At 72.9% G+C, this 15,949-nt stretch carries 2 protein-coding genes; both read left to right on the top strand.

All coding sequences use genetic code 11. The annotated features are described in order from the left end of the window. The coding region (locus ACFVUT_RS16255) for an SDR family NAD(P)-dependent oxidoreductase (RefSeq protein ID WP_389670970.1) at positions 1 to 4,848 on the top strand (4,848 nt) is incomplete at its 5' end. A gap of 27 nt (positions 4,849 to 4,875) precedes the next feature. After that, positions 4,876 to 15,888, top strand: coding sequence for a type I polyketide synthase (locus tag ACFVUT_RS16250; RefSeq protein WP_389670968.1), 11,013 nt, complete (start codon positions 4,876 to 4,878; stop codon positions 15,886 to 15,888). Positions 15,889 to 15,949: the final 61 nt, after the last annotated feature.

Here is a 15,949-nt window from a genome sequence, read left to right as displayed (position 1 = left end):
CGGTCGGGTGAGTGTGATCTCGCGCTGGCCGGTGGTGTGACGGTGATGGCTTCGCCGAGCACGTTTGTGGACTTCTCGCGTCAGCGTGGGTTGTCGCCGGATGGGCGGTGCCGGGCGTTTGCTGATGGTGCGGACGGTACGGGGTGGAGCGAGGGTGCCGGTGTGCTGTTGGTGGAGCGTCTGTCGGATGCTCGCCGCAACGGCCACCGCGTGTTGGCGGTGGTGCGTGGTTCGGCGGTGAATCAGGACGGTGCGAGCAACGGGCTGACGGCGCCGAACGGTCCGTCGCAGCAGCGGGTGATCCGGCAGGCGCTGGCGAACGCGGGTCTGTCGGCGTCGGATGTGGACGCGGTGGAGGCGCACGGCACGGGGACGACGTTGGGTGACCCGATCGAGGCACAGGCTCTGAGTGCTACGTATGGTCAGGACCGGCCTGCCGAGGCTCCGTTGTGGCTGGGTTCGGTGAAGTCGAACATGGGGCACACGCAGGCCGCCGCTGGTGTGGCGGGTGTGATCAAGATGGTGATGGCGGTGCGGCACGGTGTGCTGCCGCAGACGCTGCACGTGGATGCGCCCAGCTCGCATGTGGACTGGGCGCAGGGCGGTCTCGCTCTGCTGACCGAGGCACGGGAGTGGGCGGAGAGCGGCCGACCGCGCCGCGCGGGTATCTCCTCGTTCGGTATCAGTGGCACCAACGCCCATGTGGTCATCGAGCAACCGCCCGTGACCGACGCGGTCGAGCCCCTTACGCCTGACCTGCCGGTCGTGCCGTGGGTGGTCTCCGCGCACAGCGCGGACGCCCTCCGCGCACAGGCCGACAAGCTGGCCACGTACCTGACCGAGGCGGATATCGATGCCGGTGTCGTGGGTGCGACGCTGCACGGCACACGGACGCTGCTGGACCACCGAGCCGTGGTCGTCGGCGTGGACCACGCGCAGTTGATCGAAGGGCTGCGTGCCTTGGCTGCCGGTGAGGACCGGGCCGGTGTCGTCACCGGCGCCGGCTCCGGTGGCCGGCTGGGGTTCCTGTTCACCGGTCAGGGCAGTCAGCGGGCCGGGATGGGTCGGGCGTTGGCGGAGGCGTTCCCGGTGTTCGCCGAAGCCTTGGCTGATATCGCCGGGGTTCTTGACCCGTTGCTGCCGTATCCGGTGCGGGATGTGATGTTCGCGGAGGCGGGTTCGGGTCTGGCGGTGAGGCTGGATGAGACGGGGATGACGCAGCCGGCGTTGTTCGCGTTCGAGGTGGCGTTGTTCCGGTTGCTGGACTCGTACGGTGTGGTGCCGGATGTGTTGGTGGGGCATTCGGTCGGTGAGATCGCGGCCGCGCATGTGGCGGGTGTGTTCTCGCTGGATGATGCGTGTGCGTTGGTGGCGGGCCGGGCGCGGTTGATGCAGGCGTTGCCTACGGGTGGGGCGATGCTCGCCGTCGCGGCACCCGAAGCCGATGTGCTTCCCCTCCTGAATGACCGTGTGGGTGTTGCGGCGGTCAACGGGCCCGCTTCCGTGGTGATTTCCGGTGCCGAGGACGCCGTCGACGAGATCGGCGCGGTGCTCGGTGAGCGCGGGGTACGGACGCGCAGGCTGCGGGTCAGCCATGCGTTCCACTCGCCGTTGATGGAGCCGATGCTGGAGGAGTTCGGGCAGGTCGCTTCGTCGCTGGCCTATCGCGAGCCGTCGATTCCGGTGATCTCCAACCTCACCGGACAGCTCGCCACCACCGGACAGCTCACCGACCCCACCTACTGGGTCGATCACGTCCGTCAGGCCGTCCGGTTCGCCGACGGCGTCACCGCCGCCCGGAGCACGGGCGCCTCGTTCTTCGTCGAGGTCGGGCCCGACGGAACCCTGACCGGGCTGGCCCAGCAGAGTCTGGACGAGGTCGCCGTGGTCGTGCCGACCGCGCGCAAGGACCGCGACGAGGCCCAGGCGTTCATGGAGGCGCTGGGCCGGCTCCACACCGCCGGGGTTCCGGTCGACTGGAGCGCGTACTTCGGAACGGCGACGACCCACGTCGACCTGCCGACCTACGCCTTCCAGCACGAGCGGTACTGGCTGAACGGCACCGCGGGCGTGCAGGACATCTCGGCCGCCGGACTGGATGCGGTCGAGCACCCCCTCCTCTCCGCCGTCATACCGTCCCCCGACTCGGACGGCATCGTCTGCACGGGGCGGCTGGCGGCGGCCACGCAGCCCTGGCTGGGCGACCACAGGGTCGGCGAGACCATCGTGCTGCCGGGAACCGCGCTGGTGGAGATGGCGGTCCAGGCAGGGCACGAGGGCGCGTGCCCGGTCGTGGAGGAACTGACCATGCAGGCGCCCCTGGTGCTGGCCGAGCAGGCCGGCACGCAGGTGCAGGTCGTGGTCGGCGCCACCGGCACGGACGCCCGGCGCAGCGTCGCGATCTACTCGCGACCGGACGCCGGAGTCGACGAGCAGTGGATTCAGCACGCCGAAGGTGTGCTCGCTCCCGCGCTGCCGACGCCCGACCTGGATCTGACGGTCTGGCCGCCCAGGGACGCGGAGGCCGTCGATGTCGAGGGCTTCTACGCGGACATGACCGGCCGGGGAGTGGCGTACGGACCGGTGTTCCAGGGCCTCACCGCGGCATGGCGTCGAGGGGACGAGGTCTTCGCCGAGATCGCACTGCCGGAAGGCGCGACCGCGGAGGGCGAGCGGTTCGGCCTGCACCCCGCTCTGTTCGACGCCGCGTGGCACGCGGTCGGGCTGGGCGACTTCCTTGAGGAGGCCGAACCCGGTCAGTCGAACCTGCCGTTCTCGTGGAACCAGGTGGTGCTGCACGCCGCAGGCGCGACCCGGCTGCGGGTCAGGGTGGGCTCGGCGGGCGCACGGGGGACGCTGCGGCTCGCGGCCGCGGACCCCACCGGCGCTCCGGTGATCCAGGTCGACCGGCTCGTGATGCGGCCGGTTGCCGTCGGGGCGGTCGGCGACACCGGTCGCCGGGACAGCCTGTTCCAGATCGACTGGACCACCGTCGCCGGCGGCGAGGGCGTCACCGACCTCACCGTCATCGGTGACGGTCTGCCGGGCCTGTCGGCTCGACGCGGCCCGCAACTCGCGGACCTCTCCGAAGTGGGCAGCGGCTGGGTCCTGGCGACGGTCGGCGAGCACGACGCCGCACCGGGCACGGCTGCTGCGGCTGCTCCCGCGGACACGGACGCGGCCGCGCACGCCGCCGCTCAGGAGACGCTGGCGCTGTTGCGCGAGTGGCTGGCCGAGGACCGGTTCGCCAAGGCGCGGCTGGTGCTGGTGACCAGGAACGCGGTCGCCGTGGCGCCGGAGGACGACGTGGCACCGGACCAGGCCGCTGTGTGGGGCCTGGTGCGTGCGGCACAGGTGGAGAATCCGGATCGCGTCGTGCTGCTCGATGCGGACGGTGCGGTGACCGCCGAGGCGGTCGGTGGCGCCCTCGCATCGGGTGAACCGCAGCTCGCGGTGCGCGGGGCCCAGGTGTGGGCTCCGCGGCTCGCCCGCGCCGCCGCAGCACCCTCCGACGCCGTGATGCCGCGGCTGAACCCCGACGGCACCGTGCTCATCACCGGCGGAACCGGCGGACTCGGTGCGCTCCTTGCCCGCCACCTCGTGACCGAACACGGGGTCCGGCACCTGCTGCTGGCCGGCAGGCGGGGCGAGGACGCGCCGGGAGCGGCCGGACTGCGCAGCGATCTGACCGCGCTCGGCGCCGCCGTGACCATCACGGCATGCGACGTGACCGACCGCTCCGCGGTCGCCGCGTTGATCGACTCGGTGCCGGACGGGCACCGGCTCACCGCCGTGGTCCACACCGCGGGCGTGCTCGACGACGCCACGATCGCCACTCTCACCCCGGAGCAGCTGACCGCCGTACTGCGGCCGAAGGTGGACGGGGCCTGGAACCTGCACGAACTGACCCGCGAACTGGACCTGTCCGCGTTCGTACTGTTCTCTTCGGTGGCCGGTGTGTTCGGCGGCGCGGGCCAGGGCAACTACGCGGCGGGCAACACGTTCCTCGACGCACTCGCGCAGCACCGCAGGGCCAACCACCTGCCGGCGACCTCGCTGGCCTGGGGCCTGTGGACGAACGACGAGGGCATGGCGCAGCGCCTCAGCGACGCGGACCTCGGCCGGATGGCACGGTCCGGGATCTCGCCGCTGGAGGTGGCCGAGGGGCTCGCGCTCTTCGACGCCGCGCCGGCGCACGAGCGCGCCGTGCTCGTGCCGGTCAAGCTCGACCTGCGCGTACTGGGCGGCGCGGGCGACGCGTTGCCGATGATGTTCCGGGGGCTGGTGCGTGGTGCCGTCCGGCGGGCGGCTTCCGGCGAGGCGGACGCCGCGGCGTTCGCCGACCGGGTGGCCGCACTCGGGGCGGCCGAACGCGAGGCGCTGCTCTCGGACTTGGTGCTCGGTCAGGTGGCCGCCACCCTCGGTTTCGCCGACGGCTCGGCGATCGCCCCGGAGCAGCAGTTCCAGGACGTCGGGTTCGACTCGCTCACGGCCGTCGAGCTCCGTAACCGGCTCAACACCGCGACGGGCCTGCGCCTGCCGGCGACGTTGATCTTCGACTACCCGACCCCGGCGGCGCTGATCGGCCACCTGGTCAGCCAGTTCGACGGGGCGGTCGACGAGGAGGCCGGGGTGCTGCGGCTGTTCGCGGAACTGGACCGCATCGAGACCTCGGTCTCGCGGGCCGGTGCGGACAGTGAGGCCCGCGGCAGGATCACCGCGCGCCTCAAGGACATCCTGGCCGGCCTCAGCGACGCCGCCCAGACGCCCGGCAGCGTCATCGACCAGATCGAATCGGCGAGCGACGACGAGATGTTCGCCCTCATCGACAACGAACTTGACAGTTGATCCAGGTAACGAGGGGTTGCATTCCTGATGGCAGATGAGAACAAGCTCCGGGATTACCTGAAGCGCGTCACGGCCGAACTTCACCAGACACGACAGCAGTTGCGGGAGACCGAGAGCAGGGACCACGAGCCGATCGCGATCGTCTCCATGGCCTGCCGCTACCCCGGAGGCGTCACGTCTCCGGAGGACCTGTGGCAGCTGGTCGACGGTGGAGTGGACGCGATAGCGGAGTTCCCGACGGACCGTGGCTGGGGCGACGAGCTGTACCACCCGGACCCGGAGCACCCGGAGACCTCGTACACCCGCAACGGCGGATTCCTCTACGACGCGGGCGACTTCGACCCGGGGTTCTTCTCCATGTCCCCGCGCGAGGCACTGGGCACCGACCCGCAGCAGCGCCTGTTCCTGGAGACGTCGTGGGAGGCGTTCGAGCGGGCCGGCATCGACCCGGTGTCGATGCGCAGCAGCCGTACCGGGGTGTTCGTGGGGGTCATGTACCACGACTACGTTCGCAGTGAGGCGCTCGGCAGCGTCATCTCGGGCCGGGTCGCGTACACGCTCGACCTGAACGGCCCCGCCGTCTCGGTCGACACCGCCTGCTCGTCGTCGCTGGTGGCGCTGCACCTCGCGGCGAGCTCGCTGCGGCGAGGCGAGTGCTCGACCGCGTTGGCCGGCGGCGTGGCCGTGATGGCCTCGCCGGGCACGTTCGTGGAGTTCAGCCGGCAGCGCGGGCTCTCGCCCGACGGCCGGTGCAAGTCGTTCGGGGCGGGGGCGGACGGTACCGGCTGGGCCGAGGGCGTCGGCGTGCTCGTACTCGAACGGCTGTCGGACGCGCGCCGCAAGGGGCATCAGGTGCTCGCCGTGCTCCGGGGGAGTGCGGTGAACCAGGACGGTGCCAGCAACGGGCTGTCCGCGCCCAACGGTCCGTCGCAGATGCGCGTGATCCACCAGGCGCTGGCCGATGCCGGCCTGTCGGCCTCCCAGGTCGACATGATCGAGGCGCACGGCACCGGCACGACGCTCGGCGACCCGATCGAGGCACAGGCCCTGCTCGCGACATACGGGCAGGAGCGTCCCGAGGGGCGCCCGCTCTGGCTCGGCTCGCTGAAGTCCAACATCGGCCACACCCAGGCCGCGGCCGGGGTGGGCGGAGTGATCAAGACCGTCATGGCGATGCGGCACGGTGTGCTGCCCCGCACGCTGTACGCGGACGAGCCGTCCCCGCACGTGGACTGGTCGGCGGGTGACGTGGAACTGCTCGTCGAGGCACGGGAGTGGTCCCGCGGCGACGGGCCGCGGCGGGCCGGCGTCTCCTCGTTCGGGTTCAGCGGCACCAACGCGCACGTGATCCTGGAAGAGGCACCCGAGGCAGAGGCAGAGGCGGAGACCGGGACCGAGGCCGGGAACGCCTCGGTGGCGCCGCCGGTCGTGCCGTGGCTGCTGTCCGCACGGACTTGGGACGCGCTGCCCGCCCAAGCGGCCCGGCTGCTCAGCCGGCTGTCCGGACAGGACACCCCGGCCGACGTGGTGGGTGCCGCACTCGCGACGACCCGCACGGTCCTGGACCACCGTGCGGTGATCTCCGGCACGGACCGCGACGAGCTGCTGGACGGCCTGCGCGCGCTCGCCGAGGGCGAGCGCCCCGCCGGCGTGACCACCGGCAGCGGAACGGCCGGAAAGCTGGCGTTCCTGTTCACCGGCCAGGGGAGTCAGCGGCTCGGTATGGGCCGAGGACTCGCCGAGGCGTTCCCCGCCTTCGCCGAGGCCCTGGACGAGGTCTGCCGGGTACTTGACCCGAAGCTCGCCCACCCCGTGCGCGCGGTGATGTTCGCCGATCCGGGCTCCGACCTCGCCGCCGCGCTCGACGAGACCGGCATGACGCAGCCCGCGCTGTTCGCGTTCGAGGTGGCGCTGTTCCGGCTGGCGGCCACGTTCGGGCTGGCGCCCGACATGCTGGCCGGCCACTCGGTCGGCGAGATCACGGCCGCACACGTGGCCGGGGTGCTCTCCCTCGACGACGCGTGCACCCTGGTCGCCGCCCGCGCCCGCCTGATGCAGAAGCTTCCCCGCGGCGGCGCGATGCTCGCGGTGGCCGCCGCCGAAGCCGACGTGCTGCCGCTGCTGGAGAACCGCCCCGGAGTCGGGGTCGCCGCGGTCAACGGGCCGGCCTCGGTGGTCCTGTCGGGCGCGGCGGACGCGCTCGGCGAGGTCGCCGCGCTGCTGGCCCAACGGTCCGTACGGACCAGGGAACTTCGTGTCTCGCACGCGTTCCACTCACCGCTCATGGAGCCGATGCTGGCGGAGTTCCGCCAGGTCGCGCAGTCCCTGGATTACCAGGCACCGGCCATCCCGCTCCTGTCCGGTGACACCGGGCCGGTCGACGACCCGGAGTACTGGGTCGCCCACGTCCGCCGAACCGTCCGGTTCTCCGACATGGTGACCGCCGCGCGTGCGGCCGGCGCCACCGCGTTCGTCGAGATCGGTCCGGACAGCGTGCTGACCGGCCTTGCCGAGCAGACCCTCGAACACGCCGGGGACGAGTCCGCCGTGCTCGTTCCGCTGGTACGCAAGGACCGCGACGAGGCGAGTTTCCTCATCGACGCGCTCGGCCGGCTCCACACCCGCGGTGTCCGCGTCGACTGGACGACCTACTTCTCGGGCGTCGCACTCGGCGGATTCGAGCTGCCCACCTACGCGTTCCAACGCCGACGGTTCTGGGCCGAGCCGCAGACCGCACCGGTGACCGCCTCCCCGGCCGAGGCGGACGAGACGGGCTTCTGGGCAGCCGTCGAGCGCGAGGACGTCGGCGCGCTCGCCGGCACCCTCGGCATCGAGGACGGGTCACCGCTGGCCGAGGTCCTGCCGATGCTGTCCTCCTGGCGCCGCCGCCGACAGGACCGCTCCGTCATCGACTCCTGGCGCTACCACGTCACCTGGACGCCGCTCGCCCTCACCACCGCAGCCCCGAAACTCACCGGAACCTGGTGGATCGTGGCCGCCGAGACGGACGCACTGGTCTCGGACGCGCTGACCGCGCTCCAGGAGCACGGGGCCGACGTGTGCGTCGTCGCACTCGGCGGCGAACACGACCGCGACCTGATCACCCGGACGCTGCGGGGCCACGCGACGCAGGCAGCACCGGCCGGTGTGCTGTCTCTGCTCGCGCCGGCGAGCCCCGGACCGGCGCAGACCCTGTCGTTGCTCCAGGCGCTCGGGGACGCCGGGATCACCTCGCCCGTGTGGCTCGCCACACGCGGCGCCGAGTCGGTCGGCGGCACCGACCGGCTGACGGCTCCCGCGCAGAGCACGGTCTGGGGCCTGGGCCGGGTCCACGCGCTGGAGCACGCCGACCGCTGGGGCGGCCTGGTCGACCTTCCGGAGACGATCGACACCCGCGCCCGCACCCGTCTCGCCGCCGTACTGGCCGGGATCGGTGACGAGGACCAGGTCGCCATCCGCACGTCCGGGATCTTCGCCCGCCGGCTGACCCGCGCCCCCCGCAGGACCGGAGCCCCGGGCACCTGGCGCCCGCGGGAGACGACCCTGATCACCGGGGGGACCGGCGGGCTCGGCGCACACATCGCGCGCCGCCTCGCCCGGAGCGGCGCCGCACACCTGGTTCTGACGGGTCGTCGGGGCCCTGCGGCGCCCGGCGCCGCCGAACTGGTCGCGGAACTGGAGAGCAGCGGTACGCGGGTCACGCTCGCCGCCTGCGACGTCGCCGACACCGAAGCGGTCTCCGCACTGGTCCGCGGGATCGAGGCCGGCGGTGACGTGATCCGTACGGTGTTCCACGCGGCGGGCGTACCGCACATGAGACGGCTCGACGCCCTCGGCCACGACGAGCTCGCCCACGCCGTCCGCGCCAAGATCACCGGTGCGTCCGTGCTCGACGAGGTGTTCACCGAGCGGGAACTCGACGCCTTCGTGCTGTTCTCCTCGGGCGCCGGTGTGTGGGGCAGCGGCAACAACGCCGCGTACGCCGCCGGCAACGCCTTCCTCGACGCGCTCGCCGTCGACCGGCGGGGCCGCGGGCTCCCCGGCACGGCCGTCGCCTGGGGGTTCTGGTCCGGCTCCGACGGCGGCATGACCGCGTTGCTCGACGAAGGCGACGCACGCCGCAGTGGTCTGCCCTTCATGGCACCGGACCGCGCCGTCGACGCCCTGGTGCAGGCCCTGGCCGACGACGAGACCCACCTGGTCGTCGCCGACATCGACTGGGAGCGGTTCTTCCCGCTGTTCACCGCCGCGCGGAACAGGCCGCTGGTGGCCGATGTCCCCGAAGTGGCGCGGATCATCGAGTCGGAGGTGCGCCCGGGGACCGCGGGCGAGGACGACGCCTCCCCGCTGCGCGCCCGGCTCCTCCCGCTCGGCGAGTCCGACCGCGACCGGCTGCTCGTCGACCTGGTGCGTGAACAGGTCGCGACGGTGCTCGGGCACAGCGACCCGGCCGACGTCGAGGTGGACCGCGCGTTCCGTGACCTGGGCTTCGACTCCGTGTCGGCGGTCGAACTGCGCACCCGGCTGCAGACCGCCACCGGGGCGCGGGTGCCGACGACCGTCGTCTTCGACCATCCGAACATCAAGGCCGTGGCCGCGCTCCTGTCCTCGGAGATCCTCGGCACGCAGGACCAGGCCGACGGCAACGGTGTTGTCGTGCAGTCGTCGGCCGACGACCCGGTCGTCATCGTCGGCATGAGCTGCCGCGTCCCGGGCGAGGTCACCGGCCCGGACGACCTCTGGCAACTCGTCGTCGACGGCACCGACGCGATCTCGGCCCTGCCCGAGGACCGCGGCTGGGACGTCGACGGGATCTACGACCCGGATCTGAGCCGGCCACACACCTCGTACGTACGCGAGGGTGGCTTCGTCCACACGGCGGGCCGGTTCGCCCCCGGCCTCTTCGGCATCAGCCCCCGTGAAGCCCTCGCCATGGACCCCCAGCAGCGACTGCTGCTGGAGACCTCCTGGGAGGCGGTCGAGCACGCACGGATCGACCCGGGTTCCCTGCGCGGCAGCCGGACCGGCGTGTACGTCGGCGCCACGTTCGAGCACTACGGGAGGGGCGGGGCCGACCAGGTTCCGGAGGAGTCCGTAGGACACCTCGTCACCGGAACGCTCAGCAGCGTCGTGTCCGGGCGCGTCTCCTACACCCTGGGACTGGAAGGCCCCGCGGTCACGGTGGACACCGCGTGCTCGTCGTCGCTGGTCGCCATGCACCTGGCGGCCAACGCGCTGCGGAACGGGGACTGTTCGCTGGCGCTGGCCGGCGGCGTCACGGTCATGTGCTCCCCGGCCGGGTTCGTCGGGTTCAGCCGCCAGGGCGCGCTGTCCCGAGACGGGCGGTGCAAGTCCTTCGCCGCCGCGGCCGACGGATTCGCTCTGTCCGAGGGCGTCGGCATGCTGGTGCTCGAACGGCTGTCGGACGCGCGCCGCAACGGCCACCCGGTCCTCGCGGTCCTGCGCGGGTCGGCGATCAACCAGGACGGCGCCAGCAACGGCCTCACCGCACCCAACGGCCCCTCGCAGCAGCGGGTGATCCGGCAGGCACTGGCCAACGCCGGCCTGTCCACGGCGGACGTCGACGTCGTCGAGGCGCACGGCACCGGCACCACGCTCGGCGACCCGATCGAGGCCCAGGCGCTGATCGCCACCTACGGTCAGGACCGGCCCGCCGACAACCCGCTGTGGCTCGGTTCGATCAAGTCCAACATCGGCCATCTCCAGTCCGCCGCCGGTGTCGCCGGTGTGATCAAGATGGTCATGGCGATGCGCCACCGGGTGCTGCCCCGCACCCTGCACGTCGACGAGCCCTCCCCGCACGTCGACTGGTCCCAGGGCGCCGTCGACCTGCTCACCGAGGCACGGCAGTGGGAGGACCCGGGCCGCGCTCGCTGCGCCGCCGTGTCCTCCTTCGGGATCAGCGGCACCAACGCCCACGTGATCCTGGAGGAGGCCCCCACCACCCAGGAGGCCGCAGCCGGCACGGCCCGCGCCGGCCTTCCCGTGGTGCCCTGGACGGTCTCCGCCCCGAGTGCGGACGGGCTGCGCGCCCAGGCCGCCCGGCTGCGGGCGGCGTTCGCGTCGAACCCGGACATCGACCTCGCCGCCGTGGGCGCCGCGACAGTGGCGACCCGCACCCTGTTCGAACACCGGGGTGTCGTCGTCGGCGCGAACAAGGCCGAACTCATCGCCGGCCTCGACGCACTCGCGGACGGCAGGAGCGAGCCCGGTGTGCTCCGGGGCACTGCCGCGACGGGCGGAAAGCTCGCCGTCCTCTTCACCGGCCAGGGCAGCCAACGGCCCGGCATGGGATGCGCGCTGGCGCAGACGTTCCCGGTGTTCGCCGAAGCACTGGAGGAGACCGCCGCCGTACTCGATCCGCTGCTGCCGCACCCGGTACGGGACGTGATGTACGCCGAGCCCGGCTCGGACCCGGCGGCGCAGCTCGACGGCACGGGCATGACCCAGCCGGCGCTGTTCGCCTACGAGGTCGCCCTGTACCGGCTGCTGGAGTCCTACGGGGTGGCCCCGGACGTGCTGGTCGGACACTCCATCGGAGAGATTGCCGCCGCGCACGTCGCCGGCGTCCTCTCCCTCCAGGACGCGTGCACCCTGGTGGCCGCCCGCGCCCGGCTCATGCAGGCACTGCCCACCGGTGGAGCGATGATCTCGGTCGCCGCACCGGAGGAGGACGTACTGCCGCTGCTGACCGACGAGGTCGCTGTCGCCGCGGTCAACGCACCCGGATCGGTGGTCGTCTCCGGCGCCGAGGAGGCGGTCGACCGGATCGCGGCGACGCTGGCCGAGCGCGGTGTGCGGACCAGGAGGCTGCGGGTCAGCCACGCGTTCCACTCGCCGCTGATGGACCCGATGCTCGCCGAGTTCGGGGAGATCGCCGCCCGGCTGACCTATCGCGAGCCGTCGATCCCGATCGTGTCCGACGTGACCGGACAACTCGCCGTCGAGGGGCAGCTGACCGACGCGGCCTACTGGGTCGAGCACGTGCGCCGGCCGGTCCGCTTCGCCGACGGCGTGCGCGCCGCACGCGACGCGGGCGCCTCGGTCTTCGTCGAGGCGGGACCGGACGGCGTACTGACCGGGCTGGCCGAGCAGAGCCTGGACGAGACCGCCGTGGTCGTGCCCACCGCGCGCAAGGACCGCGACGAGAACCACACCTTCGTGGCGGCACTGGGCCACCTGCACACCAGCGGTGTGCGGGTCGACTGGACCACCCACTTCGGACAGCCCGCCCACCACGTCGACCTGCCGACCCACGCCTTCCAGCACGAGTGGTTCTGGCTGCCGAGCGGCGGGCCCACGGCCGGGGACGTGACCACCGTCGGCCTGCGCAGGTCCACGCACCCGCTGCTCGGCGCGGCGGTCGGCATGGCCGGGAGCGACACCGTCGTGCTGACCGGGCGTATCTCCGCCCGCACCCACCCGTGGCTGACCGAGCATGTGATCGGCGGCCGGATACTGGTCCCGGGAACCGCGTTCACCGACCTGGCCATCCGCGCCGGGGACGAGACAGGCTGCTCCCTCGTCGAGGAGCTGACGATCGAGGCGCCGCTCGTACTCCCCGGGCGGGGCGGTGTGACGCTCCAGATCGGCGTCGGCGCGCTCGACGACGGCCGGCGCACCCTCACCATCCACTCGCGGCACGAGGACACCGCGCCGGACGCGCCGTGGACCCGGCACGCCACCGGGTCGCTCGCCGTCGACCCGTACGACGCCGCGCCGTCCGCACCGGCCGGCCCGTGGCCTCCCGAGGGGGCGCGACGCCTGGACGTCACCGGCGTGTACGACCGGTTCGCCGAGGTGGGCATGGCCTACGGGCCCACGTTCCAGGGGCTCCGGGCGGCCTGGACGTCCGGCACGGACCTGTACGCCGAGGTCGCCCTGCCGGACGGCACCGACGGCACCGACCGCTTCGGCCTGCACCCGGCCCTGCTGGACGCGGCCCTGCACACGATCGCGCTCGGAGCCGCCGGAGGCACCGGCCCCCAAATCCCCTTCAGCTGGGCAGGAGTACGGTTGCACGCCACCGGCGCCACAGCCGTACGCGTACGGCTGTCCGACGGCGGAAGCGGCAGGTTCGCGCTGAGCGTCAGCGATCCGACGGGCACGCCCGTCGCGGAGATCGAGTCGCTCGTGATGCGCCCGTTGCCCACCGAGCAGCCCGCCGCGGCTTCCGGCAAGGCCAACGACTCCCTGTACACCGTGGAGTGGCACCCGCTCCCGCTGAGCGCCACCACCGACGGGGCGACCGCGCCGGAGTTCGTCGAGCACGGCGGCCTCGGCGCACTCGCCGCGAGGGAGGACGTGCCCGCACTGGTCGCCGTCGAGCTCACCGCGTCCCGGGAGGCCGCCGATCTCGCCGGTGCGGTGCACGAGGCCACGTGCCACACGCTCGCACTCGTACAGGAGTGGCTGGCCGAGGAGCGGTTCGAGTCCTCGCGCCTGGCCCTGGTCACGCGCGGCGCGGTCGCCGCCGTCGGCGAGGCGGGCCCCGCCGACCTGGTCGACGCAGCCCTTTGGGGCCTGGTCCGCTCGGCCCAGGCGGAGAACCCCGGCCGACTCGTGCTGGTGGACCTCGACGACGAACCGGCGTCCCGCGACGTACTGCCCGCGGCCCTCGCGACCGGCGAGGCACAGCTCGCCGTACGCGCCGGCGCGGTGCACATTCCACGGCTGGACCGCCTCGGTCCGCCCGGCGACGGCCTGGTGCCGCCCCCGGGAGCGGCCAACTGGCGGCTCGACGTGAGCACCCGGGGGACCGTGGACAACCTGATCCTGGCACCGGCCGAGGACGGCGGACCGCTGGGACCGGGCAAGGTCCGGGTCGCCATGCGCGCCGTCGGCCTGAACTTCCGCGACGTCCTGATCGCGCTCGACATGTACCCCGGCGACGTCCCGATGGGCGGCGAGGGAGCCGGCGTCGTCGTCGAGGTGGGGCCGGACGTGACACACCTGGCGCCCGGCGACCGCGTGATGGGCATCTTCCTCGGCGGGTCCGGGAAGTCGTCGGTCACCGACGCCGAGCAGCTCGTGCGCATCCCGGACACCTGGTCGTTCACCGACGCCGCGTCCGTGCCCATGGCCTACGCCACCGCGTACTACGCCCTGGTCGACCTGGCCGGACTCACCGCGGGGGAGTCGGTGCTCGTGCACGCCGCCGCGGGCGGCGTCGGCATGGCGGCCGTACAGCTCGCCCAGCACCTGGGTGCCGAGGTCTACGGCACCGCGAGCCCCGCCAAGTGGCACGCGCTGCGGAACATCGGCGTCCCGGACGCCCGGATCGCGTCCTCCCGGACGCTGGAGTTCGAGGAGTCCTTCCGCACCGCCAGTGACGGCCGGGGCGCCGACGTGGTGCTCAACTCGCTGGCCGGCGACTTCGTGGACGCGTCGCTGCGCCTGCTGCCGCGCGGCGGGCGGTTCGTCGAGATGGGCAAGACGGACCTGCGCGACCCGGGCACGGTCGCGCAGGCGCATCCCGGCGTTGCGTACCAGAGCTTCGACCTGGCCCTGCTGCCCGGCCGGCGGATCGGGGAGATCCTCACCGAGGTCATGTCCCTGTTCGACAAGGGTGCGCTGTCGCTGCTGCCCCTCAGGACCTGGCCGCTGCACCGCGCGCGGGACGCGTTCCGCTTCGTCGCGCGGGCCCAGCACATCGGCAAGATCGTGCTGACGGTGCCGCACGCTCTCGAACCGGACGGCACGGTGCTCATCACCGGGGGTACGGGCGCGCTCGGCGGGCTGGCCGCACGCCACCTGGTCACCGAACACGGGGTGCGCCACCTGGTGCTGGCCGGCCGCCGCGGCCGGGACGCCGCGGGCGCCGACGAGTTGGAGCAGGAGCTCACCGCACTCGGCGCCACGGTCCGGGTGGTCGCCTGCGACGCGGCCGACCGCGCCGCCCTCGCCGACGTACTGAGGGCGATTCCCGGGCAGCACCCGCTCACCGGTGTCGTGCACACCGCGGGGCTGCTCGCCGACGGCATCGTCACCTCGCTGACGCCCGAACAGGTGGAGCGAGTGCTGCGGCCGAAGGTCGACGGCGCGGTCAACCTGCACGAACTGACCCGGGACCTGGATCTCGCCGAGTTCGTCCTGTACTCCGGCGCGGCCGGTGTGCTGGGCAACGCGGGACAGGGCAACTACGCCGCCGCCAACACGTTCCTCGACGCACTCGCCCGGCACCGCCGCGCCACCGGTCGCGTCGCGACCTCGCTGGCATGGGGGCTGTGGGATCAGGGGGCCGGCAGCGGCATCACGGGCCATCTCGACGAGGCCGACCTCGCCCGGCTCAGCCGCACCGGCATGGGCGCGCTGTCACCGGAGGAGGGCATGGCGCTGTTCGACCGGGCGCTCGCCGCCGACGAGGCGGCTCTCGTGCCGGTCCCCGTCGATCTCGCGGTGATGCGCGCGGCCGCCGAACGGGGCGCGGTCCACCCGCTGTTCCGCGGGCTCGTCGGAGCGCCCTCGCGGCGGGTCCTGGACTCCGGCGCGGGTGCGGCCGAGTCCCTCACCGATCGGCTCGCCGCGCTCGCGGAGGGCGAGCGGCCGGCAGCCGTACTGGAGCTGGTGCGCAGCCATGTGGCCGCGGTGCTGGGTTTCCCCGGCGCCGAGTCCGTCGACCCGGGGCACGCGTTCAACGAGATCGGCTTCGACTCGCTGACCTCCGTGGAGTTCCGCAACCGGCTCAGGGCCGTCACCGGGCTCCGGCTGCCGGCGACGCTGGTCTTCGACCACCCGACGCCGGTGGTGCTGGCCGACCACCTGCTCGCCGAGATCGCGCCGCCGACCCGGTCCGCCGAGGAGCTGCTGCTCGGCGAACTCGACCGGATCGAGGCGGCGATGGCCGGCATGGCCGCCGAGGACGGCAGCACGGAGGAGATCACCGCACGGCTGGAACAACTGCTGTCCGGCTGGCGGAAGCGGACCCGGACCGAGAAGTCCGACGTCGCGGAACAGCTGGAGGACGCGAGCGCCGACGACGTGCTCAAGTTCATCGACAACGAGCTCGGCCTGGCCTGAGCGAACGCGGAAGGACACGCACATGGCCACCGAGGACCAGTTGGTCTCCTATCTCAAGCGC

The sequence above is a fragment of the Streptomyces sp. NPDC058051 genome (genome assembly GCF_042885475.1).
GTDB lineage: Bacteria > Actinomycetota > Actinomycetes > Streptomycetales > Streptomycetaceae > Streptomyces.
Note: the sequence above shows the minus strand (reverse complement) of the source record. Positions and strands in the feature narration are given on the sequence as shown.